At 41.9% G+C, this 24,742-nt stretch carries 20 protein-coding genes; 5 read left to right on the top strand and 15 right to left on the bottom strand.

What is annotated here, in order from left to right:
* Positions 1 to 7: 7 nt before the first annotated feature.
* The 6 genes from accB to yajC form a co-directional block, all read right to left on the bottom strand.
* A complete protein-coding gene (accB, locus tag ACERC6_RS00315) occupies positions 8 to 430 on the bottom strand; it encodes an acetyl-CoA carboxylase biotin carboxyl carrier protein (RefSeq protein WP_373627257.1) in 423 nt (140 codons plus the stop codon).
* A gap of 267 nt (positions 431 to 697) precedes the next feature.
* On the bottom strand, positions 698 to 1,312 hold the full coding sequence (locus ACERC6_RS00310; protein ID WP_373627255.1) for a TIGR00730 family Rossman fold protein: 615 nt from the start codon (positions 1,310 to 1,312) through the stop codon (positions 698 to 700).
* A gap of 34 nt (positions 1,313 to 1,346) precedes the next feature.
* Positions 1,347 to 2,246, bottom strand: a complete 900-nt coding sequence (locus ACERC6_RS00305; RefSeq protein ID WP_284674504.1) for a DMT family transporter — start codon at positions 2,244 to 2,246, stop codon at positions 1,347 to 1,349.
* Between the two features lie 85 nt (positions 2,247 to 2,331).
* A complete protein-coding gene (secF, locus tag ACERC6_RS00300) occupies positions 2,332 to 3,468 on the bottom strand; it encodes a protein translocase subunit SecF (RefSeq protein ID WP_373627254.1) in 1,137 nt (378 codons plus the stop codon).
* Positions 3,469 to 3,477: 9 nt separating this feature from the next.
* The gene (gene secD / locus ACERC6_RS00295) at positions 3,478 to 5,355 is read right to left on the bottom strand and encodes a protein translocase subunit SecD (protein ID WP_284674505.1); all 1,878 of its coding nucleotides are present in this window, start codon (positions 5,353 to 5,355) and stop codon (positions 3,478 to 3,480) included.
* Positions 5,356 to 5,473: 118 nt separating this feature from the next.
* Positions 5,474 to 5,806, bottom strand: coding sequence for a preprotein translocase subunit YajC (gene yajC / locus ACERC6_RS00290; RefSeq protein ID WP_284674506.1), 333 nt, complete (start codon positions 5,804 to 5,806; stop codon positions 5,474 to 5,476).
* Positions 5,807 to 6,174: 368 nt separating this feature from the next.
* Between yajC and ACERC6_RS00285 the strand changes: the two genes are divergently transcribed.
* The 3 genes from ACERC6_RS00285 (at position 6,175) to ACERC6_RS00275 (ending at position 11,082) form a co-directional block, all read left to right on the top strand.
* A complete protein-coding gene (locus ACERC6_RS00285; RefSeq protein WP_373627253.1) occupies positions 6,175 to 7,368 on the top strand; it encodes a CNNM domain-containing protein in 1,194 nt (397 codons plus the stop codon).
* A gap of 124 nt (positions 7,369 to 7,492) precedes the next feature.
* The gene (locus tag ACERC6_RS00280; protein ID WP_373627252.1) at positions 7,493 to 8,062 is read left to right on the top strand and encodes a hypothetical protein; all 570 of its coding nucleotides are present in this window, start codon (positions 7,493 to 7,495) and stop codon (positions 8,060 to 8,062) included.
* 206 nt (positions 8,063 to 8,268) lie between these two features.
* Positions 8,269 to 11,082, top strand: coding sequence for a LysM peptidoglycan-binding domain-containing protein (locus tag ACERC6_RS00275; RefSeq protein WP_373627249.1), 2,814 nt, complete (start codon positions 8,269 to 8,271; stop codon positions 11,080 to 11,082).
* Positions 11,083 to 11,140: 58 nt separating this feature from the next.
* Here the strand turns inward: ACERC6_RS00275 and ACERC6_RS00270 are convergent, their stop codons facing one another.
* A complete protein-coding gene (locus ACERC6_RS00270) occupies positions 11,141 to 11,899 on the bottom strand; it encodes a Nif3-like dinuclear metal center hexameric protein (protein WP_373627248.1) in 759 nt (252 codons plus the stop codon).
* Between the two features lie 247 nt (positions 11,900 to 12,146).
* Here ACERC6_RS00270 and ACERC6_RS00265 point away from each other — a divergent pair, with 247 nt between their 5' ends.
* Positions 12,147 to 13,319, top strand: coding sequence for a trypsin-like peptidase domain-containing protein (locus tag ACERC6_RS00265; protein ID WP_373627247.1), 1,173 nt, complete (start codon positions 12,147 to 12,149; stop codon positions 13,317 to 13,319).
* Between the two features lie 103 nt (positions 13,320 to 13,422).
* On the opposite strand, the gene ACERC6_RS00260 is transcribed toward ACERC6_RS00265, so the two are convergent.
* Positions 13,423 to 14,607 carry an NRAMP family divalent metal transporter gene (locus ACERC6_RS00260; protein ID WP_373627417.1) on the bottom strand — a complete coding sequence of 395 codons (1,185 nt, stop codon included), beginning with the start codon at positions 14,605 to 14,607 and terminating at the stop codon, positions 13,423 to 13,425.
* A 935-nt stretch (positions 14,608 to 15,542) separates the two neighbouring features.
* Between ACERC6_RS00260 and ACERC6_RS00255 the strand changes: the two genes are divergently transcribed.
* Positions 15,543 to 16,298, top strand: a complete 756-nt coding sequence (locus ACERC6_RS00255; RefSeq protein ID WP_373627246.1) for a MipA/OmpV family protein — start codon at positions 15,543 to 15,545, stop codon at positions 16,296 to 16,298.
* A gap of 87 nt (positions 16,299 to 16,385) precedes the next feature.
* On the opposite strand, the gene yghU is transcribed toward ACERC6_RS00255, so the two are convergent.
* The 7 genes from yghU to ACERC6_RS00220 form a co-directional block, all read right to left on the bottom strand.
* Positions 16,386 to 17,189 (bottom strand): glutathione-dependent disulfide-bond oxidoreductase, encoded by an 804-nt coding sequence (gene yghU / locus ACERC6_RS00250; protein ID WP_284674514.1) that lies wholly within the window; start codon positions 17,187 to 17,189, stop codon positions 16,386 to 16,388.
* A gap of 157 nt (positions 17,190 to 17,346) precedes the next feature.
* The gene (locus ACERC6_RS00245) at positions 17,347 to 17,826 is read right to left on the bottom strand and encodes a hypothetical protein (RefSeq protein ID WP_373627245.1); all 480 of its coding nucleotides are present in this window, start codon (positions 17,824 to 17,826) and stop codon (positions 17,347 to 17,349) included.
* 184 nt (positions 17,827 to 18,010) lie between these two features.
* On the bottom strand, positions 18,011 to 19,657 hold the full coding sequence (locus ACERC6_RS00240) for a 2-oxo acid dehydrogenase subunit E2 (protein WP_373627243.1): 1,647 nt from the start codon (positions 19,655 to 19,657) through the stop codon (positions 18,011 to 18,013).
* A gap of 10 nt (positions 19,658 to 19,667) precedes the next feature.
* Positions 19,668 to 22,493 (bottom strand): pyruvate dehydrogenase (acetyl-transferring), homodimeric type, encoded by a 2,826-nt coding sequence (gene aceE / locus ACERC6_RS00235; protein WP_284674517.1) that lies wholly within the window; start codon positions 22,491 to 22,493, stop codon positions 19,668 to 19,670.
* A gap of 312 nt (positions 22,494 to 22,805) precedes the next feature.
* Positions 22,806 to 23,279: a bacterioferritin gene (bfr, locus tag ACERC6_RS00230; RefSeq protein WP_373627241.1), complete on the bottom strand. Its 474-nt coding sequence runs from the start codon at positions 23,277 to 23,279 to the stop codon at positions 22,806 to 22,808.
* 52 nt (positions 23,280 to 23,331) lie between these two features.
* Positions 23,332 to 23,826, bottom strand: coding sequence for a bacterioferritin (gene bfr, locus ACERC6_RS00225; protein WP_284674586.1), 495 nt, complete (start codon positions 23,824 to 23,826; stop codon positions 23,332 to 23,334).
* 537 nt (positions 23,827 to 24,363) lie between these two features.
* Complete coding sequence (locus ACERC6_RS00220; protein ID WP_284674519.1) at positions 24,364 to 24,558, bottom strand: bacterioferritin-associated ferredoxin; 195 nt, start codon at positions 24,556 to 24,558, stop codon at positions 24,364 to 24,366.
* Positions 24,559 to 24,742 lie beyond the last annotated feature (184 nt).

Genomic DNA, 24,742 nt, shown 5'->3' with positions numbered 1-24,742 from the left:
CGCTCACCTACGCTTTATAGCGAATAACAGGCTGACCAAATTGCACCACATCAGCATTATTGACCAAGATTTCTTCGATGATACCGCTTTGGGTGGCTTCTAGCGGATTCATGATTTTCATTGCTTCAATGATGCCAAGCTGATCGCCTGCTTGTACTTTTTGACCAACTTTAACGAACGGTGGGTCATTTGGGCTTGGTGCAGAGTAGAATACACCCACCATTGGCGAGGTCTCAACTTTGCCGCTTGGGGCTTTTGGAGTGGCAGATACTGCTGTGGTGGCAGGAGCGACCACAGGGCTAGCGGCGATGGTCTGAACAGCTACATTACGCGTTAAATTGACATAATTGTCATCATGACCATACTCAAGATTGACCAAATCTTTTTCTTCCATTAAATCAATAAGTTCACGAATCTTTTTGATGTCCATAGCCATCACCTTTTTAATTACAGTTAAAATAAAATAAATAATATCTGTTTATTGTAACAAATTTTTTCAAAAACACCTAGTCAAAAACTCAAGGTGAAATCATTTAATTTTGAATAAATTGCCAATAATCAGACAAAACACACGCATAAAGCAGATGGATATAGTGTACATTCGTTTTATTTTATTGCAAGTGTTTTTTGTATATTTTTTGCCAATTCATCTAAAAACCTGATGACTTTTATCCAAAATCGTGTTTTTGACAGCCCACTACCAAGTTGGTATGGCCTTTTTATCTAGCCAGCTTGGTTGCACCCATTTTGGTGAATCATAAAATTTAAACTTTGCCATCTTATTGAGTAGTTCAATTGGGTCATCAGAGACACAAAGCAGTGCCATGCTCTGTTGTGGCATGAACCCTTCATCAGCACATTTTTGCAAAGTATTTAACAGTGGGTCAAAAAATCCATTTGTATTTAGTATGCCAACTGGCTTGGCGTGCTGTTTTAATTGTAGCAAAGACAGTACTTCATACAGCTCTTCTAGCGTACCAATGCCACCAGCCATCGCAATAAATCCATCAGCAAGCTCAATCATCTTGCATTTGCGAGTCGCCATATCTGCTGTCTCAATCAGTGTGGTCAGACCCAGATGAGCGACTTCTTTTTGTTTTAAAAAGGTAGGGATAACACCTGTCGCCATACCACCACTTTCTAGCACGCTATCAGCAATCGTACCCATCAACCCAACATTGCCACCACCATAAACCAACTGAATGTCGTTATCGGCAAGTGTTTTACCCATCAGTTTGGCGGCTTCATAATACTTAGGCGTATTACCAAAGTTAGAACCACAATATACCGCAATGCTCTTTAAGCTATTCATAATCTCTCCTAATCAGTCAAAAATAAACAATCAATCAACGCTTTAGCCACTGCCACGGCTGTACTGTACCAAGCCCCATACCAATGAGTCCAAGCACCATCACAGGGTTTAGTGCCTCATTGAGCAGTGGTACAGCAAGTAGGGCGGAAATGAACGGAGCAAGCGATGACAGACCGCCTGCCGAGAATGCTCCAAGCCTTGCTACCGCCATCGCATAGGTTAAGGTAGCAACAATCATCACCAATACGCTATGAAAGACCCCTTGGATTACCAAATGAGTTAGGCTAGCATTAGGAGATGAAAAACCAATAAACAACCCATAAATTGGCAGATATACCACTGCCGACCAAAACACCGTACTACACATGGTTTGCCATGGTGTGAATTGCCATTCTTTTAATAAAATACCAAAACCCGACCAACAAAAAGCACAAGTAATAAAAATCACATCGCCCACATTAAAATGATATGCCCCTGATAGTATCATCGCACTCATCATAAATAATGTGGCAATGATGATGGCGAGAGCGATTTTGGTATTTACATCAGGCTTCACCCCAAAAAATATTGCCAACAGCAAAGTGGTAGCAACAGGTATCATGCCATTTAAAAAAACCGCTCCGTGTACGACAGGTGCTAGAGTAAATGCCGTATAAACCAAACTACTATAACCCACACCCCCTAGCATGGCAAGCACAAAGGCACGCCAAGTAAACAAAAAATCCCATCGCTTCATGCCCCATACCACTGGCAATAAAATCACGCCAGCAAAGGCAAACCGCATGGCAATCACATCCCATACTGATACCTGCCAATGGACATTCACTCGGGCAAACAGACTAAATCCTCCCCAAATACACATTGTAAAAAACACCAGTAAATACCCTTGTGTTTTTAAGGATAATTTGCCAAAAAAATCTTGAATGAATGTCATGTTAGCCAATCTTATGTTTGGTGGTTGGGTTTTATTATATCAAAAACAACAATCCCCAAAACAGTTTGGGGATTGTTGTTGTCCATCAGTCTTTAGCGTTTTGAATGTCGGGGTCAGCAAATACAACCACCTCTTCTTCAAATTCAGGCTTAACCTGAACAACAAAGTCTTCACGAGATAAACCCATGCGAAGCGGAATTGAACTTGCAACATATACCGATGAGTAAGTACCTGCAATCGTCCCAATAAATTGAGCCAAGGCGAACCAAAATAAGCTTTCGCCACCCAAGAATAATAGGGAGAGTACTACCACAAAGATTGTGCCTGAAGTCATGATGGTACGCCTTAGCGTCTCTGTCAATGACAAATCAACCACTTGATATGGTGTCAGTCCACGCACACGACGGAAATTCTCACGCATACGGTCATAAACAACAATCGTATCGTTCACCGAATAACCAATCAAGGCAAGTACAGAAGCTAATACTGTTAAGTCAAACGGCCAGCCAAAAAGGGCGAACAAACCACACACTACAATCACATCATGAAATAGGGCAAGCACCGCACCCAAAGCTAGCTTAAACTGGAATCGCACGGATACATAAATCATCATCAAGACAAGTGCCAGCCCAAGTGCTAAGATAGAGTCTAGATAAATCTCATTGCCCACTTGGCTACCGATGATGCTGATATTGTCTACGGTAGCGGCATTTGATGGCAAGTCTAAGGCTTGATTTAGTGCTTGGCTTAACCCTTCTGGATCCTTAGTATCTTGGGGTGGCAGACGCACGAGCAGTTCGTTGCGAGTTCCAAGATATTGCACTACGGCATCATTAAACCCTTTTTCTGAAAGTGCAGAGATGACTTGTGCTTGCTCAACAGATTGTTCATACTTAACATCCGCCGACACACCGCCTGTAAAATCAAGCCCCAAATTTAACCCTTTGACTGTGATGGCAACAATACTAACAATCACCAACAAAGCCGAGATGACAATCATCGGTATCTCGATTTTCATAAAGGGAATGATGCGACGATTACCAATCAGCTTAACACCACCTGCTTTTTCGGCAGCCTCATCAACAGTAATGATGTCTTGCCCAGCCAGTGCTTGTTCATTAGCTCTTGCATTACTACCTTTACCATCACGGCGTGGACCACGACGGCGACGCACAGGTTCGGCAACTGATGACTGCTCGATTGGATTATTTTCATTACTCATCATAGACTCCTAACCGATGCTAATTTTTGTTAAGTTTTTGCGATTGCCGTACCACAGTTGCATGATTGCACGAGTTACGGTAATGGCGGTAAATAATGAAGTAATAATACCGATAGCAAGCGTGATTGCAAAACCTTTGATTGGACCTGTACCAACCGCAAACAAGATGAACGCCACTAACAAAGTGGTGATTTGCCCATCAAAAATTGAATTAAATGCACGATCAAAGCCTGCTACAATCGCTGATTTTGGTTTTGCACCTGCAGCCAGTTCTTCTCGAATACGCTCAAAAATTAGCACATTAGCATCGACTGCCATACCCATCGTCAAGACCACGCCTGCGATGCCTGGCAAGGTTAATGATGAACCCAGAATTGACATCAAAGCAATCAACATCATGATGTTTAACGCCAATGCAATATTAGCAATCACACCACACGCACGATAGAAGATAATCATCCATAAGAACACCAGCAGATAACCAATCATCGACGCTGTCAGACCTTTATCAATATTATCTTGACCTAAAGAAGGGCCGATGGTACGCTCTTCAACAAAGTACATCGGTGCTGCCAATGCACCTGAACGAAGCAGTAGGGCAAGCTCGCCAGCTTCAGCATGAGAATCAATACCTGTAATGACGAATGAAGAGCTAAGCACATCATTGATGGTTGCACGGTTGATGACGCGCATCTCGGCATATGGCGTACGAACTTCTTTGGTTTCGCCTGTTTGTGGGTCGGTCTCATAGCCAATGCGTTGTTTGTTCTCAATGAACAATACAGCCATTTGTTTGCCAACACTTGTACGAGTGGCGTTCTGCATCATTTTACCGCCCGCTGTATCTAGTCTGATAGACACCTGCGGACGACCATGGTCATCTAGACCTGGCTGAGCATCTTGTACTTTTTCACCCGTAACAATCGCTTGGCGATTAAGGAGTACTGGTGGACCATTCAAATCACCAAACGGATAAGCCTCTGTACCTGCAGGTGCGATTCCACCTGCATAGTTATCTGATTCATCACTAACCAGACGGAACTCAAGATTGGCTGTACGACCAAGCACACGCTTCGCCTCGGCGGTATCTTGAACACCTGGCAATTCAACAACGATGCGGTTTTCTCCTTGAGACTGTACCAATGCTTCTGCCACACCCAGCTCATTGATGCGGTTACGCAAGGTGGTCAAGTTTTGCCCAACAGCATAGTCGTTAATCTCTTGAAGGCGTGCCTCAGTATAAGACATCTGCAATGCTGCACCTTCAGCATCTGCCAATGGACGCAAGGAGAATTCATCTGCCATGCTAGCTTGTAAAATGCTTTGAGCACGGTCACGAGTTTCACTCCCATTAAAAATCAACACTAAACCATCGTCAGTAGTTCTTAGGCTTTTAATGGCAACTTTGTCGGCTCGCAAGGCACGACGCACATCTTGACTGGCAGTAGCTAGGCGTTGCTCTAGGGCTTTATCCATATCCACTTCAAGCACAAAACGCACACCACCACGCAAGTCTAATCCAAGTTTCATTGGCTTAGAACCGATATTGCGTAACCACTCTGGAGTGGTTTGGGCAAGGTTTAGTGCCACGACATAGTTTTCACCAAGCTCACGGCGTAGCACTTCTTGTGCTTTTAGTTGGTCTTCGGCTGTTTTTAAGCGAAGTAGGGCACTGTTATTAGCAAAACTACCACCATGATGGCTAAGATTGGCTTGGTCTAGCAGTCCTTGTGATTGTGTCAGTACATCTTCGGTCAGCTCCACACCGGCAGAAGCACCTGTAACCTGTACCGCAGGTTCGTCTGGGTAAAGATTGGGCAGGGCGTACAAACCAGAAACAGCTAATACCACAGCGATGAGTATGTATTTCCAAACAGGGTAATGCATAAGTATTTCTTATGGTTAAGGCATGATGATTTGATGGTGCTTTAAGCAACTTATCGCTTAACATCATGCAAATAAAACAAAAAACAAAACCTGCCAACGCAAGTTTTGTCATTTTTAATTAAATGTTGTCAATCGTACCCGCAGGCAATACACTGATTACGCTGGCACGCTGAATTTTGATTGAGTTGGTTGGATTTAGGGCAACAACAGCATAATCGCCTTCAATCTTGGTAACTTTACCCATCAGACCGCCAGCAAATACCACTTCATTGCCGACTGCCAAAGCATCAACCATCGCACGATGCTGTTTTCTTTGCTTTGATTGTGGGCGAAGAACCAAAAAATAAAAAATCGCAAAAATTGCAATCATGGGTAAAATTTGCAAAAAAGCGTTTGGTTGGGCAGGGGCTGCTGCAGTAGCGTGAGCACTAGCGATGAAAAAATCTAACATATAAACTCCTTACTATGAATGAAAATTGGTCAGACAAAGACAAAAAATAACGCATATCATACCATAAAATCACTACATAACGCTATGCAATTCATCTAAAACACTCTATTTTGCCATGTTTTGTTCACCTTAGTGGTTACCATTGGCGACAAGAGCACAAAAAAGCTAAAAAAGTAGGTAGTGGCGACAAAGTAGGGCGAGACAAACGATACACAAGTGCGTTGTGTATCGTTATTCTTAAATGGGCAAGCACGCATCGCATCAATTTAGATGATAATCATCCATGAAAAATAGAAATTTGGCTTAAGACTTGCAGTTATGATGGATTTGCCTTAATATATTGGTTTATTTTTTTAGAACAAATTTTTATGCCCCGACACCGATTAAGCTTGACTTCTTTTTTTGTATTGCCTTTATTGCTTAGCACTTTATTCTTTACTAGCCAAGCAATCGCCAGTCAAGCCACGCCAGTAACATCTGCCAATATTGCGTTACTCATCTTTTTTATTTCCTTGTCTTTGGTTGCTTCTTTTTTGTGTTCTATTTCAGAAGCCACGCTACTGACGATGACGCCGTCCTATATTGATACACTACAAGAGACCAATCCCAAGATTGCCAATCTCTTGGCGGATGTCAAAGTTAACAATATTGAAAAATCCATTTCATCTATTTTAACTTTAAACACTGTTGCTCACACATTAGGCTCGCTTGGTGCAGGTGCTCAGGCAACCATCGTTTTTGGCGATATGTGGTTTGGCGTATTTAGTGCAGTCATGACGATTGCTATTTTGCTTGGTACGGAGATTATCCCAAAAACACTAGGCACAACTTACTGGCGACGCTTTGCTGTGCCTGTGGCATATTATGTGCGTTTTATCAATATTATTTTAATGCCAATTGTCTGGGTGGCAGAAAAAATCTCTCGTTTACTCACTCGTGGCAATACTGAAAATACTTTTAGCCGTCATGAATTCATCGCTCTTGCCAATCAAGGTGAAAGTTTGGGTGAGATAAGTGAGCTTGAGACACGCATCATCAAAAACTCATTGGCACTGAGCATGATAAATGTTGAAGATATTGTAACACCACGCTCGGTAACGATGGCGTTTGATGAGAGCATGACTGTCGGCGATGTTTTTGCCAACCACCCAAGGTTACCATTCTCACGCTTTCCAATTTTTGATGAAGATTTGGATAGTGCCACAGGCTTTGTCCTAAAATCAGACCTACTGATTGCTAAGGCTAATCAAGAGATACATACACCCATCAAAAAATTTCGCCGAGACATCAACTTTGTTTTTGCTAAGATGAAGCTGTTTGACCTGCTTGATTTGATGCTCAAAGAACGAGTACACATTGCTTTGGCGGTAGGTGAGTTTGGTGAAGTTAAAGGATTGGTCAGTTTAGAAGATGTACTTGAGACCTTATTAGGGCTTGAGATTGTTGATGAATTTGACCGTGTTGATGACATGCAGATTTTAGCCAGACAGCTTATGGAAAGACGCATGAGCCATATCGGAGCAAAGCTTGAAAACACAGATGTGCCAGAAGATACCAAATAAATATTTGATAGAATTTACGGTACATGAATACCCAATAATTGCAACAATTCGTTACAATCAGCCATCATCAGTTAAAGCACATCTGCTATTGTAGCTACAATACACCTAAAAATAAGGGCTTGTTATGAATACAACACAACACAAAGACCGCACAAAAACGCTACTCAAAAAAGGAGTGTATATTGGTGCTTTGGCTACCATCATTGGTACGCTGGGTAAAATGTCAGGCAAGCGATTGTTGCCATCAATGAGTATTGGTCTCATCACGGCTTTAGGGGCGACAACACTTATTTCATCGCCTGCCCACGCCATCAGTGAATCGTCCGTGCAGGCATATGCCAGTGCCATGAGTAACGCTGCCAATAGCAAAAACATCGGACAAGTTGCTCGCTTGGTGTCCAATGAAGCAATTATTTCTTTAACCAGAAACGGTAAAACCGCCAATTTGGATAAAAATAACTACTTGCAATTACTACAAACAAGCTGGGCAAAATCTACTAATTATCATTATGATATTGCCATTAGTGATATCATAGTTTCAGGCAACCAAGCTCGTGCCCAAGTCATCACCACCGAAACTTGGCTAGAAGATGGTAAGCCTGTCAAGTTGATAACCACTTCTCGTGTAACTTTGTCATCGGTGGGTGGTAGTGCGGTATTGCTACGCTCAGTATCACAAGTTGCCATCAATTAAGATGGGCAAAAGCGTTAAGCAACCAACACTTGCGGTTATTTGCTATCTATTTGCCGTCAGTTGTGCTTTATATAAGAAAAATTGGCGGTTTTTTGATATTTTTTTAGGATGGCGATTGATAATACTGAAAAAATAAGGCATTATTACCCCTTTCATTAAGCATCTTTTTTGTAATTTTTTCATATTCATATTTAAAGGTCTTTAACATGACGCAGCTGCCTTTGTCAAAAAAAACATCAAACCTATCACAAAAAACCCCAAAGCAATCACAACTACCAAAACCACTCACCTTAGCGGTATCTGCCTGTTTGTTGGCAGCGTGTAGCACCACCAACACCACGCCTACCCCTAGTACCGCATCCGTTAGCAAACCCATCGTTACCAAGCAGTCCAAACCAATCTCTCAACCATCTAGACCGGTTGCCCAACCATCGAGTTATGCTGGCGTGCTTGATGAGGGCACGCTTGATGAGCTAGAAGAGTTGCTTCAAGCCACTGATATGAGTATGGTAGAAAGCGATGCTTTGACTGTTCAACGTTATGGCAACTTATGGGATAGGCTACGCCGTGGCTATCGCATGGGCGAGACGAATAATGCTCGCATTGAAGCACAAAAATCATGGTTCTATAGCCGTCAAAGTTATCTTAATCGTCTGACTGCCCGTGCTTCACGCTATCTATATCATACTGTAACCGAAGCTGAACGCCGAGGCATCCCCACCGAACTTGCTTTGCTACCCATCATTGAAAGTTCGTATGACCCATCAGCCACTTCAAATGCAGCAGCAGCAGGTCTGTGGCAGTTTATCCCTAGTACAGGGCGTATCTATGGTCTAAACCAGACATCAGGCTATGATGGTCGCCGTGATGTTATTGAATCCACTCGTGCTGCCTATGATTTTTTGACCAGTCTTTATAATCAATTTGGCTCATGGGAGCTAGCATTAGCCGCCTATAATGCAGGTCCAGGCAGGGTATCTCGTGCAATCAGAGCCAACGAAGCGGCAGGGCTACCGACAGACTACTGGTCACTCAACTTGCCCAAAGAAACCATGAATTATGTACCACGATTCATCGCTGTATCACAGATTGTGGCATCGCCATCTAGCTACGGAGTGAGTTTGCCTGCCATTGCCAACCATTCGCATTTTAGAACTGTGCCTGTCAACTATGGGGTAAGTCTGCAGGAAGTTGCTAGCGTAACAGGTGTTAGCTTTGATGAACTGCGTCTATTAAACCCTGCATTGATCAGCTTGATGGTGGATAGTGCAGGCCCAAATCGCATTGTTGTTCCTGACAGTCTAAGCAACAGCATCAATGCCAAGCTATCCGCCCTAACAGGCTATAGTTATCATGATGGTGGCGACTATGTTGCTACCGCACCTGCCCAAAGCACACAATATGTTCTACCAAAATCAGGGGCGGTTGCCAACACCAATTCACAAAAAGAGCTAATGCAGTCAAACACACTACCGACCACCATTGCTCAGGTAACCGCTAATAATACCATCGTCCAAGAGCCAGCGTTAACCCAAGAAGAGCGTGATTTTATCGCCACACAGATTCAGTCTGCCACACCAGAAATGGTGCAGGCGGTCAATCCTAATGATGGCAATATCAAGTTAGATGCAATACAAACCGCCCAGTCGGTATTGGAAGCTCGTGGACAAACCAAGACGCTTAGTTATTCTGCACCTGCAACTACCAAGAGTACACCGCCAGCCCCCACACCAGTACCACCACCTGTCGTTCATCATGCACCAACACCTGCTGTTAACACGCCTGTGATTGTACAACCAACGCCGCCAAAGAGTACGCCTAAACCAGTTGTTGCCAATCCTAAGCCGAAAACACCGCAAACACCGCCCAAGCCGAAAGTCGCTCCTGAAAGCTATACGGTAAAATCAGGCGACACACTGACAGGTATCGCTGCCGCACACAACCTAAGTGTCAGCCAATTGGCAAGCTATAATAACATTACAACCAACACTTATGTTCAGCGTGGTCAAAAACTTTGGCTCGTCCCTGGCAAAGTCAAAGAACAGCCTATCCAAGCAAGTACTCAAAAGCCGACTGGTGAAACCACGAAGTCCACTAACACCAAAACAACCAACTATCGTGTAAAAGCAGGCGATAGCCTAACCGTTATTGCACGCAGACATAACATCAGCTTGCATGAACTAGCAACGATGAATGATCTTGAGCCAACTTATGGCGTGCTTATTGGTCAAGTGTTAAAAGTACCTGCGGATACAACCGCCGAACCTACACGCTCATCTCAAGTAGCAACAACCAAAACCAATGCCAAGACCAACAATACCGCCACCACGAATTATACGGTTAAGGCAGGAGATACACTAACAGGCTTAGCAAACAGTCTGGGTGTCAGCACTCAAGAGATTGCCGCCTTAAATGACTTTTCTCCGACCGCTAATCTCATCAGAGGTCAGACCATCAAAGTGCCTGCCAAGACAGTCGCCGCATCAAAAACGACTGATAAAAAGTCAACCACCCCAAGCAAATACACCGTCAAATCAGGCGATAGCTTGACATCGGTAGCATCAAAACACGGCATCAGCATTGATGAGCTAGCAGCTGCCAATAACATGACTCGCACATCAAATCTAATCTTGGGTGCAACCATCACGATTCCTGTAGCAGGCGATGTGCAAAAACCATCCAAATCCGAACGCAGTGTTCGTTCAAGCACACCAAGCTTCCCTACCGAAAACTACACCGTACAAGCTGGCGATAACCTAACTGTGCTTGCCAATAAATACGACATATCACTTGCTGAGCTTGCCAAAGCAAATAACCTTTCGGCCAATGCACAGCTACGCCGTGGTCAGACCATCAAAGTGCCAAAGCTAACCACCACTTATAAGGTGAAATCTGGTGATAACTTGACTTCTTTGGCACGCCGCTATAGTATCAATATAGAGCAACTGATCAAGATGAATAATCTTGAAAATAATACCAATTTGCGTATTGGGCAAACCTTAATTGTGCCAAATAAATAAAGCAAATGAAAAACACCCCAAAGCTCGATGCTTTTGGGGTGTTTTTTTATGACAAAACTCAAGCGGGATTATCAATGTCAATAAACTCAACCACAACACCAAGCTCTTGGGTAATAAGCTCGCCCAACGCACGAATGCCATCTTTTTCGGTGGCATGATGACCGGCAGCAAAATAATCCAAACCAAGCTCTCTGGCACTGTGTGTGGTTCGCTCTGAGATTTCCCCTGAGATAAAGGTATCACAACCCATTTTGGCTGCCTGTTCAATCATATCTTGAGCACCGCCTGAGCATAGGGCGATTTTTGATAAACTATGCTTACCGCTTGAAATATGTAGTGGTTTTCTGCCTAGTTTTTTAGTAATCTTGTCAGCAAAATCACTTGGCATAATCGGCAAACAAGTTGCTATATTGCCTATAGGGTGTTTTTCATGTGGGTATAAAGCACCGGTAATGGTCAAATCCAGATTTTGTGCCAGTAGGGCGTTATTGCCAATGATAGGGTGGGCGTCTAATGGCAGATGATAGGCAAGCATCGATATGCCTGATTTCATCAAAGTACGCACACGCCGACCTTTCATTCCAGTTAGAGAGGTAGGCTCTCCTTTCCAAAAATAGCCATGATGCACTAAAATTGCCTGTGCGTCTTGCTTTGCAGCTGCATCAATTAACGCCTGACAAGCCGTTACGCCTGTAATAATCTTGGTGATGGGAGTGTCTGCATCAACTTGCAAACCATTGGGACAGTAGTCGTTAAACTCGCAAACTTGTAGATAATTATCACAAAAAGTTGCCAAATCCTGTGGTGAAATTGCCATATAGCACCTTCATTTTCTCGTTAAATGTATTGATGAAACCATGAGTTTTTCGGCTAATTGTAACGACTTTTTATCTGATGTGCAAATAAGTCGCAAAAATCACGAAATCTTAACAAAAATATTTAACAAAATTTTTAACAAAAAACCATTATTTTTTTATAAAATTTTAGCAAATTATTTTATCTTGTATCACCAACCCCAATCTTAGCCCAAAGTTTCTAATTCGTTATAACCCATAGGAAAGCCCATGAAACCAACCTTAGAACATTTTAAAAAATACGAACAAGGTATAAGCTTTTGGGTGGTCTTGCCGTGGCTGATTACAGTAGCTTTAGCTTGTTGCTTACTTGTTTTGTGGTTATTTGCCAAAGTTGATGACAAAGCAGTTGCTATTAAAAATACAGCCACACCAACGCCCATCATTGAACAATCAGTCAGCACCGCCACACCAGTCAGCTCTTATAAAAATGCGGTCAACCGTGCTGCCAAATCAGTGGTGAATATCTATACCACCCAAACCATCCAACACCCTTATATGAACGACCCTGCATTTCGTGAGTTTTTTAAGCGGTACTATGGCAATCAGATGCAACAGCAGGGCTCAAATCTAGGCTCTGGCGTCATTGTCTCAAAAGATGGCTACATCGTTACCAATGCCCATGTCATTAGTAAGGCAGATGAAATCATTGTCGCACTTAACGATGGCAGAAAAACACACGCCAAGGTCATCGGCAGTGATGAAGAGAGCGATTTGGCGGTCATTAAAGTAAATCTTGATGGGTTAGAGCCATTGGCATTTCGCAGTACGCCTGTCAGTGTTGGCGATGTAGCACTTGCCATCGGCAACCCCTTTGGTGTCGGTCAAACAGTAACACAGGGTATCGTCTCAGCACTTGGGCGTGCAGGGCTTGGCGTTAGTGTTTTCGAGGACTTTATTCAAACAGATGCTGCCATCAACCCTGGTAATTCTGGTGGTGCATTGGTGGATGCAGGCGGTGCATTGATTGGTATCAACACCGCCATCTATTCACGCTCAGGTGGCTCAATGGGTATTGGTTTTGCCATTCCAAACACCATCGTTGAACGAGTGATGAACGCACTCATTAAAGACGGTAAGGTCAGTCGTGGTTGGTTGGGCGTTGGAATTGCCCAATCTAATCATAGCCCCCTCAGCTTAGAATCCGCCCAAGGCGTCATCGTCTCACAAGTATGGGAAGATACGCCTGCTCACCGAGCAGGACTTAGAGTAGGGGATATCATTACCGATCTTGATGGCATACCAACCAATGACATCAACACCCTAACAGGAATTGTCGCTAAGCACACCCCAAATACCAAACTTGACGCTCAGATTTTACGAGATGGCAAGTCGCTCAAGATTAGCATTACGCTTGGCGAACGACCAAGTATCCAGCAGTAGCTTACTAACCAATAAAAACAGCCTGTCAATAATGCAGGCTGTTTTTATTGGATTTATCAATGTGTATTATACAAAATATCATCGTTTTTGTTAGATAAAACCGCTAACCAATCACTTTGAAAAACTGCAACAAAAACAAGATGCTAAATCCAGTCAAAAAGATAATACCACTAATCGCAAACCATTTCATACCAGCAGAAGTGGTTGGCTGATTTTTAATCAAAGAATAATTAAGATAAGCATAAATCGGTGCGGCAATAAATGCAACAATCATGGCAAATTTCAATAAAGCTGCCATTTGACCTAAGAAAAATGCAATAATGGCATAACCCATCACTAATGCAAAAGTTGTCCATATTTTGACATATTTTTCGGTAAGTTCAGTAGTGCCTTTCATGATGAGTGATAAGCTCTCAGCATTGGTGCGTCCATAACCATCAGCCGAAGTGATGACCGTACCAAACATACATAAAAAAGCAATGAAAGTTACCAGTAATTTTGACCAGTCGCCAATGGTCATTGTATACATGCTGATGAGCTGACCAACATAAGCACCACCTTGCATGGCAATCTCTTGACCTGAGCCATACTGTACAAAGACGCCCAACGCCAAGAAAAATAATGCCAGCACCACTGAAGTTAAATAACCCACATTAAGGTCTACCATGCCCTGATAACGACTCGTGTTATCCGTGCTAATCTTTTTGGCAGTCCAAACCGAGGTGATTACTGAAAATTCAAGTGGGGCAGGCATAAAGCCCATCAGTGCAACAACAAAACCCAAAGCTGATAGATTCCAAGGCGATGGCTCAATAAAATCAAGTGCGACCACCGATGCCTTGCTTGCTGCAATGATCACCGCAACAACCGTAGCAATGGTCAAGGCTGCCATAATCCATTTTGTCAAATTATCCAACACCTTGTAACGACCACCTATCAGCAATACCCATGATGATGACATCACAATAGCTGACAACACCAAAGTATTCGTCTCAAAAGGCAATATATACCCCAAAATTACCGCACATAACAAGGAAACCGCACCTGTGGTGATGACACTTGAGATGGTATTCATCACAAAGAAAACCAATAGGTATAACCGAGATTTTTTTGCGTAACCAACCACTAGGCTATTGCCCGTATTGTACGCATACTCGGTGGCAAAACGATAAAAAGGGTACTTAAAAAAGTTTGCCAAGATGATTATGATTGCAAGCTGCCAGCCGTACAAAGCACCTGCTTGAGTTGATGAAATTAAATGCGAAGCCCCAATGGCTGCAGATGCCATCAAGATGCCTGGGCCAAATGCCCGCCAAGATAATTTTCTGTCGGTGCTGATTTGTGATAGATTGCTCACAAAACTCTCCTTAATCCAATTCAATATCAAAAATGATAGTGTAAATAAAATTGTTATATACTAAAACAAAAATGCTACAAAAACCATATTTTATTACTCAATTTTTACAAAATTAGCAATAAAGCTGACCAATCTTGGAGTTTTTAGAGTAACTGGGCAGATTTTCCAATATTATGGCAAATAAAAGAAGGGTTGGTTTGGATTAGATATCTAAGTAAACGCATACCTTGACATTTGAGTATCAGATATTTCAACACATAAAAAAGCAATTAATAAAAGTTATTTAATGTAATTTGAAGCCATCAAAGAAAACAAGAGCTTGTGGAACAATCCAAAATTTGTAGTGCCTTGGGATTTTCGTCAGAACAAAAAGCAGTAAATAAACAAAAAACCCAAGTTTAAAAACTTGGGTTTTTTATAATTCATACACTTACGCATATGAATTAGCTTTATGTTGCTAAGACCAGTCCTGACCAGTGAGCCTAAAAGAAAGAAGATTACATAAAACACTTGCTTAGCTTGTAATGTTTTAGCTGCCCACACGGACCCTAGAAATGCTATATAACACAAAAATACTATCTGTCAAGAATTTTTAATTTTTTGATAGAATATGCTTTGGCAATGACAGGTCTGTTTGAGAAGATGGGTGAAAAATAGTTTATTTAACATAATATACATTATGCGAAGTATAACTAATCAAACCAGAGTTTTTTGGAATTGCTGGGCATCATGCCATCATACTTAACCAGATTCCAATATTGACGATAAAATTTTCTCAAAATTACAAATTAGCACAACCATTCACGCAAATTTTATTTTATAATAGATGTATGCTTTATCTGATTTGGTATCTTATCGGTGATTTTATGAAATTTGTTTATTTATCCTTGCTCATGGCATCTACCTTGCCATTCATCACTCATGCCCAAAGCCTACCAGTCAATCCTGACGCTCGCCTTAGTCTTGGTTTGAATGTTGCCTATGGCAAAAACGCTTATCAAGCAGACGATATTTTGGTCGTCAGTCCACATGGTTTTTATGACAACAACCGATGGTATATTGAAGGTGGTGAAGCTGGATTTTACCCTTATAAAGACAACAAGCACCATGCTCGCATTGGCTTGGCATATGATGGACCGAGTTTTAATCCCAAAAACTCTAAAGGCACACTACAGGGCTTGGATAAACGAAAAGCATCGGCACAAGCATTGATAAGCTATATGTATGTAAGCCCCATTGGCGGTTTTAAGGCAAAAGTTGCTACAGACGCCCTATCGCATCATGATGGCACTGTCATTACATTGTCGCATATTAGTCGTTTTGAGCACGATAAATTCACTATTTACCCCACCGTTGGTATTAATTGGTATGATAAGAACTACAATAGCTACTACTATGGCGTATCCTCAGCTGAAAGTAATCGCACAGGCATAGATGCTTATCAACCTAATAGTGGCTTTGCCCCTTTTGCCTCAGCGATGATCAACTATGAAATGAAAGACAATATTACCTTATTTGCCAATCAACGCATAGAATGGCTTGCATCCGCCCAAAAAAATAGTCCAATGACCGACGACAAAATCACCAGTACCACAAGATTGGGCGTTAGCTATCGATTTTAAACAATGATGGGTATCTGGTTATGCCATACAGTAACCGCTCAGTATTTGAGCGGTTTTTTTGTGGTTTAATCAGTACTGGCATTATGATTACTTGGTTAAGGGTTGTAATACCAGACTCTCTGCTTTTTTTACTGTCTCTTTATTGGCAATATTATTTGCCCATTTTTGCACATGTGGATATTCATCAACATTCAAGAACCGAGCAGCATTATAATGCTCACCAATATACAATTTACCCAGTACAAGCCAACCATACCAAGGATAAATTGCCATATCCGCCACCGTATATTCATCGCTAGCCACATACTCACGACTTGCCAAATGCTGATTTAGAACATCAAGCTGTCGTTTGGTTTCCATCGTGTAACGATTGATGGCATATTCTACAGGTTCTGGTGCATAAGCATAAAAATGACCAAAACCACCACCTACAAACGGTGCAGAACCCATCTGCCACATGAGCCACGACAACACTTCGGCATGCTTGGCGGTATCGGTTGGCAAGAATTTATTATATTTTTGGGCAAGGTGCAATAAAATCGCCCCGCTTTCAAAAATATTCACAGGCTCATCACCTGATCTATCAATCAAGGCAGGTATCTTAGAATTGGGATTGATTGACACAAAATCCGTACCAAACTGATCGCCTGCCACGATATCAATCTTATAGGCATCAAAATCTAAAAGACCTAACGCTTTTAGCTCCTCTAAGATGATGTTTACCTTAACACCATTGGGCGTATTTAGACTATATAGTTGATATGGTTTATCGCCTTTTGGCAGGATATATTCATGGCGAGCTCCTGCAGTTGGGCGGTTAGTGCCACCAAATTTACCACCCATATTGATGGCATTAAAATCCCAGACTGCTGGCGGTGTGTATGTTGTCATAAAAAATCTCTCTTTTGGGGTAATTTTCTTAATAAACTTTATGGGTTAAGTCCATGCTGATTGATGGGCAATTATGCCATTACTTTATACATTCAAAATAAAGACAATGGCTATACCAACCATCACCATGCCAATCACTTTATGATTTCATCTGCTTTTATGTTAAGCGACGGCATTCACCAAAAAAACCATCTTCAAAAATATAGCGGTGCCTATCTTTACCATCAAATTCAACCGAATGCTGATTATTAACTGCCATCAACTGCTCGACTTCTGCTTTGATGTCGGCAGTTGCTTGATCGCTCAGTTTTACCAAACTGCCGCCAATAAAATGATAAGTATAATCTTCATTGATTTTTTGATTGGTCATATACAGCTTATCATCTTGAACATGCCAATCATAAGTAATGCTTGTTATATTAAGAAAAGATTGGTATGGAGGTAAGGACTTATCAATATACTCTATCAGTTCATGAGCCCATCCATCTTGATGATAGCGAATTATATTTTTCGCATGAATGTTTTGCATTTTTGCTTCACACAGCCAGTCACCCACCAAGTCATCACGGATAGATGACTGGGCGTGGCTAAGCGTTGCCAGCAGCACAGACAGGCTACATAATAGTATTTTTAGCATTAGATACTCCTTATTTATTCTTTTTAAAAGAGTGCAAGACAAGATGATTGGATTTCTTTGTTTGCTCTTTTTTAATTAAATTAAGTATAGCCAAGTCATACCTATTTTACAATCGTTGATACAAATAAAAAGGCAGTATGACACCGCCCTTTTATTTGTATCGCCAGTTAACTTATCTTTGCCTTTATAGCAAAATCTTGCGTGGGTCAGCAAGCAGTTTGGCGATATAGCGAGTAAATACGGCAGCATCAGCACCATTGATGGTGCGATGGTCGTAAGACAGCGACAATGGCAACATCAAGCGTGGCTCGAATTCTTTACCATTCCAACGAGGTTGGAAGGTTGACTCTGAAATACCCAAGATTGCCACTTGTGGGTGATTAACCAACGGAGTAAAGTAAGTGCCACCCATATTACCTTGAGATGAGATGGTAAATGACGCACCTTGTAAGTCCTTAGCACCAAGTTTCTTATCTCGTGCTTTTTTGGCAAGCTCACCAATTTCAATCGCCAACTGCTTAATGCCTTTGGATTGAGCATCACGAATGACAGGGACAATCAAACCATCGTCAGTTGCCACCGCAATCCCCATGTGTACAGATTTGCGGATAATCATCTGCGTGTTGTCATCTGATACATGGCTATTAAATTTTGGATGCTGTGTTAGAGCATATGCCACCGCCTTAACAATAAAGGCTAAGATGGTCAAACCCACACCCTGTGCTTTAAACTCTGCTTTTAGTTCATTACGCAAGTTTTCGGTATCGGTGATATCCGCTAAATCAAACTGCGTTACCTGTGGTAATAGCGTGTTTAGATTCAGTTGTGGAATCGAGACTTTTTGTAGACGGGTCAAATCCACTGTCTCAATCTCACCCCAAATCTCTTTATTGGACATATCAGGCAATGGCGGTAAGCTAATGCCAGTAGTTTTGGCAGGTGTGCCATTTGCCACCGATGTGGCTTTTGCTCCTGTCATGACTGACTTCACATAGCCAAACAAGTCTTCTTTTAGAATGCGACCATGAGCCGCTGTGCCTGTAACCGCACTAATATCCACACCCAATTCACGAGCCAACTTACGCACAGCAGGCCCTGCGTGTGCATTGCGTGCTTTTTCATTCACTTGTACTTCAGATAACTTGGTGGTAGGTGCTGATGGTGCAACAGTGGCATTGGTTTCTGATTTTGGTGTATCTGCCTTTGGTTGTTGCGTTTGGGTCGGCTGTGCCTGCTCTGTCGCAACGGTTGTAGTAGCTTCAGCCGACTTGATGACCACAAAGGACTGACCGTTTGATACGCTATCGCCTGCATTAACCAAAATAGACTCAATCATGCCAGAAACAGGGGCAGGCACCTCAACCGATGCTTTATCCGACTCAACCAGTAGTAATGGCTGATTCTCATCAACAATATCGCCAACAGCCACTAAAATCTCAGCGACTTCGGCACTCTCTACACCCAAATCAGGTAGGTTATAGGTTTGGCTGCTAGCCACTTCGCTTTTGGTAGGCTGTGAATGCTCAACAACTGGGGTGGCTTGCGGTTGATTGTCTTGCTGAACTGACTGTTCTTCTGCTTGAACAGGTGTATTGTCCGCTGTATCTGTTGCCTCAACAGTTAACAGAATACTACCTTCGCTTACGCTATCTCCCACATTGATGGCAATAGCAGTAACTTTTCCTGAGACAGGCGACGGTATTTCTACCGACGCTTTATCCGATTCAACTAGGATAATGTTGTCATTTTCGCTGATCACATCACCGATATTTACCAAAATCTCGGCGACTTCAGCACTTTCTACACCCAAATCAGGGGCTTTAATTTCCATGTTCATCTCCTTATTTTGGCTCTACAACTTGGTTGTCATTTAGGATTGGTGCATCAGCTTGATTCTTGATACGACCTTCGTTACTGATGACCTCGTCAGAATCCTCAACAAAGTCAGGCACTGGTGTTGGATTTTGATTGACCGATACCGCAGGAGCATCTGGGAAATAATCATAATGTGGTTGTGGCTGCCAAGCCGGTGCTTGATCCACATCAATCTCAAGGCTGTTGATGGCATCTAGAACCAAACGCACATCAATCTCACCTTCATCTGCCAATTTTTTCAATGTTGCCACAACAATATGTTCAGCATTCACATGGAAGAAATTACGCAACTGTTCACGACTGTCTGAGCGACCAAAGCCATCAGTACCTAGCGTGGTGTATGGACGGCTATCAGGTAACCAACCACGAATCTGTTCTGAATAGTTACGCATATAATCTGTCGCTGCAACCACGATACCTTTGTGCGGTGCAAGCTGTTTGGTTATCCAAGGTGTCTTAACCTCTTCGGTTGGGTGTAGGCGGTTATAATCATCACACGCCATACCATCACGAGTCAGCTCGTTGAAGCTAGTTACACTCCAGACATTCGCTTTGATACCAAAATCGTCATTTAAAATGCGAGCAGCTTTTTGAACTTCACGCAAAATAACACCTGAGCCTAACAACTGCACTTGGCTTGAACCGTTGTCTTCTAGAAGATACATACCACGCTTAATGCCTTCTTCAACACCCTCTGGCATGGCGTGATGTTGGTAGTTCTCATTCATCAAGGTAATGTAGTAGTACACACGCTCACCCTCACCATACATGCGTCTTAAACCATCGTGCATGATGACCGCCAACTCATAACCAAAGCATGGATCGTAGGTTACACAGTTTGGTACAGTGCCAAATAAGATATGACTATGGCCATCTTGATGTTGCAAGCCCTCGCCGTTTAGCGTGGTGCGACCTGCTGTCGCTCCGAACAAGAAACCTTGCGACTGCATATCACCAGCAAGCCATGCCAAATCACCGATACGCTGGAATCCAAACATTGAGTAGTAGATATACATGGGAATCATCGGCAAGGCATTGGTTGAATAACTGGTTGCCAAGGCAAGCCACGCACTCATTGCCCCTGCTTCGTTAATCCCCTCTTCTAGCATATGTCCATCTTTGGCTTCTTTATAGCCCATCAAAGCTTCGGCGTCTTCTGCAGTATAATTTTGACCTGCAGCAGAGTAGATGCCCAACTGACGGAACATACCCTCTAGACCAAAGGTGCGTGCCTCATCTGGCACAATTGGTACGACATATTTATTTAGCGCTTTGTCTTTTAATAGAGCTGATAATAGACGCACGAACACCATCGTGGTTGATTGCTCTTTACCTTTTGAGCCTTGTAATACTTGGTCAAAGATAGACAGCTCGGGAATTTGTAGTGGAATATGACCGCTACGACGAGCAGGTAGATGTCCACCCAACGCCTGACGGCGACCCATTAAGTATTTGTATTCTGCCGAGTCTTCTGATGGGCGATAAAATGGTAGTGTTTGTAGGTCTTCATCACTAAATGGCAAGTCAAAACGATCTCGGAAATATTTTAGACCTGTTTCATCAAGTTTTTTTAGCTGATGTGCTTTGTTCACCGCTTGAATTTGACTTGATAGACCATAGCCTTTAACGGTTTTTACCAAAATAACGGTAGGCTGACCTTTGGTTTTCATTGCTTCAGCATAGGCAGCATAGACTTTCTTTGGATCATGACCACCACGGTTTAGGTGCATCAATTCTTCATCGGAAAGGTCTTTGACCATCTCTGCAAGTTCTGGATACTTGCCAAAGAATTCTTTACGCACAAAAGCACCATCACGAGCAGTATATAGCTGATACTCACCATCTACGACCTCTTCCATGCGGTGTTTTAAAGCACCTGTATGGTCTTTGGCAAGCAGACTATCCCAATGGTCGCCCCAGATTACTTTAATCACTCGCCAGCCGGCACCACGGAAGACAGATTCTAGTTCTTGAATGATTTTACCATTGCCACGCACAGGACCATCAAGTCGTTGCAAGTTGCAGTTAATCACCCAAATAAGGTTGTCAAGCTTTTCACGACCTGCCATGCTAATAGCACCCAAGCTTTCTGGTTCGTCCGTTTCACCATCGCCTAGAAACGCCCAAATTTTGCGGTTTTCGTCTTTAATGAGCTTGCGGTTGGTTAGGTATTTTTGGATATGTGCTTGATAAATTGAAGTCAATGGACCTAGACCCATTGATACGGTTGGAAACTGCCAATAATCAGGCATTAGGTAAGGATGTGGGTAACTTGATAGACCCTTACCACCCACTTCACGGCGAAAATTGGTTAACTGCTCTTCGGTCAAACGACCTTCTAAGAATGAACGAGCGTACATACCTGGTGCACCATGACCTTGATAATAAATCATATCACCGCCAAAGTTCTCATCTGGGGCACGCCAAAAATGGTTAAAACCTGTTTCATACAAGGTTGCTGATGACGCAAAAGTCGCCAAATGCCCACCTAACTCATCGTCATTTTGGTTGGCACGCATCACCATCGCCAAAGCATTATAACGCACAAGGGCACGCAACTTACGCTCCATGTGCAAATCACCTGGATAGGTTGGTTCATCTTCTACAGGAATGGTGTTGATGTAGGCGGTATCTAGGCGGTTAAACGGTAGACCTTCTTGCACCGCCATGTTATACAAGGCTTTTAGCAAAAATTGAGCACGCTCTTTGTCGGCATTTTTAATGACTGAAGCAAATGCGTCAAGCCATTCTTGGGTTTCGACATGGTCAGAATCTTTATAGTAAGTCGTCATGATGATTCCTTAGGAAGTTTCGCCAAATTGGCAGTGAATTGGTGCACCACCCCATTCTCTTTGTTGTGTTTTACAGAGATATTTGAGACTGTTTTGCACTTTTTTGATGGTTTAATATTATAAAGGCTTTTTTAAAAAAAGTTTATCGCTTTTAGAAAATGTAAAAATTATCAGTATTTTTTAAAAAAATACTGATTAAAAATCAATTTATTATAATATAAAAATTTTATAAAAATAAGAATTATAATTATTTATACAATAAAAAACTAAGACCGATCAGCGTGATGCTCATCGGTCTTTTTGTGGTTAAATTTACGCTTCGCCGGCTTGCATTTGAATGTAGTTTTGGATACCAATGTCTTCAATTTTTTCTAATTGAGTCTCTAGGTAGTCCTCATACTCTTCATTAGCATCTTTTAGTGTGATGAGTAGTTCACGAGAAACAAAGTCCCGTTTTTGCGTGCAAATGTCAATGGCGTTAAGCAATACATCATGCTTGCGTTTCTCTAGACGCAAATCACAGTTTAGGATTTCTTGAACATCTTCGCCGATAAGCAATTTGCCCAGCTCCTGCAGATTTGGTAGACCCTCAAGCAACAAGATACGCTCAATGAGTTCATCAGACCATTTCATTTCACGAATTGACTGATGGTAAAATACATCGTTTAATTCATTGATGCCCCAATTTTTAACGATACGAGCATGCAAAAAATATTGGTTGATGGCAATTAACGACTGACTCAATACCGAATTTAATGCACGGATAACCTCTTTATCACCTTTCATGACTTATCCTTAATTGTATGATTTTATCTTTATGAGTAAAGATAGTCTATCATTAGTGAGTTACTGTTGCCATGTTTGGTTCGGCGGTTTGACTTTGTAGGTAGTTTTGTAGCCCCATCAAGTCAATCAAACGAAGCTGTTTTTCTAGCCAATGAGCATGGTCTTCTTCGGTGTCTTTTAGCTGTCCGACCAACATATCACGAGTAACATAATCACGCTCTGCCTCACAAATGGCGATACCCTCTTTTAGATGCTCTTGTACAGCATATTCTAGGTCTAAATCACTTTTTAGCATGGCTGGCACATCAGCACCAATATTAATCTCACCTACTTGCATATTTGGTGTGCCACCCAGCATAATGATGCGATTGATGAGCAAGCGAGCATGCAAGGTCTCATCTTCCATTTCGTGATAAATACGGTCATGTAACTTGCCAAGTTCCCATTCAGCATACATTTGCGAATGGATAAAATACTGATCTCTTGCACCCAGCTCACCTGCCAATAAGAAATTTAAATAATCAATAACTTTTTGAGACGACTTCATCATAAGCTCCTTTAATTAAACAAAACATGATTTCATACAGCATGGTTAATGAATATGATAAACGGAAAAATGAACGAACTACAATGGGTTTGGATAATGCTTAACCAACTTAATCTCGCTCACCGCTTAGCTTACTGCATTGATACTATCGTCTTATATTAACATAATCACCACAAAAATCATGTCAAAATTTGTATCACTAATGAACTGATAACGAAGTGCAATCTGCGAATGCCTCTCAAATTTACCAAGACATAAGCCTACCAACACAATCAAAGTCAAAAGATAATCATTTTAAAAAATATTTTATAACATATTGATTTTATTGATAAAAATAAAAAAATAACAACTCACAAAAGCAAGTTGTTATCATTTCATCATGATTGCGGTCATTTTATTCAAGAATGATTATTCATTAGCTATTTTAACCAATGCCCACCAAGCTAAACCACCCACCGCTTTCTTTATTCATAGAAACAATACGGTAATAATTTAATGGTAAAGATTTAATTTTTAGGTTCGGTGTTATTTGTAACATTAACCTGCCATCACATCAATCGCAGGCAAATTGGCAAGATGCTCATCAACCAAATCTTGCACCATAGGAATACAACAACCACAACAAGTGCCTACCTGCAAAGTATCTTGTAGTCCCTGCACGGTCGTGATGCCTTGCACCATGGCAGTGTTGATTTGTGTGTCCTTGACATCATGGCAGATACATACATACATTATTATTCTCCCTAGGGGCAACTCTCGGTTTATTGCTTGCTTGGATTTCACAACCGCATGATAGCAGAGATGATATATTAGCTGAAAACAATCGCTTAATTACTCGGATACTAATATAGCAAGAATAATTCTTGTTTGCAATAGTTTTTGAGAATTTTTCTTATATGATAAAGAAAATAAATAA

The sequence above is a fragment of the Moraxella sp. E33BD genome (assembly GCF_041807865.1).
Lineage (GTDB): Bacteria > Pseudomonadota > Gammaproteobacteria > Pseudomonadales > Moraxellaceae > Moraxella > Moraxella haemolytica.
This window is presented reverse-complemented; position numbering and strand designations above follow the sequence as displayed.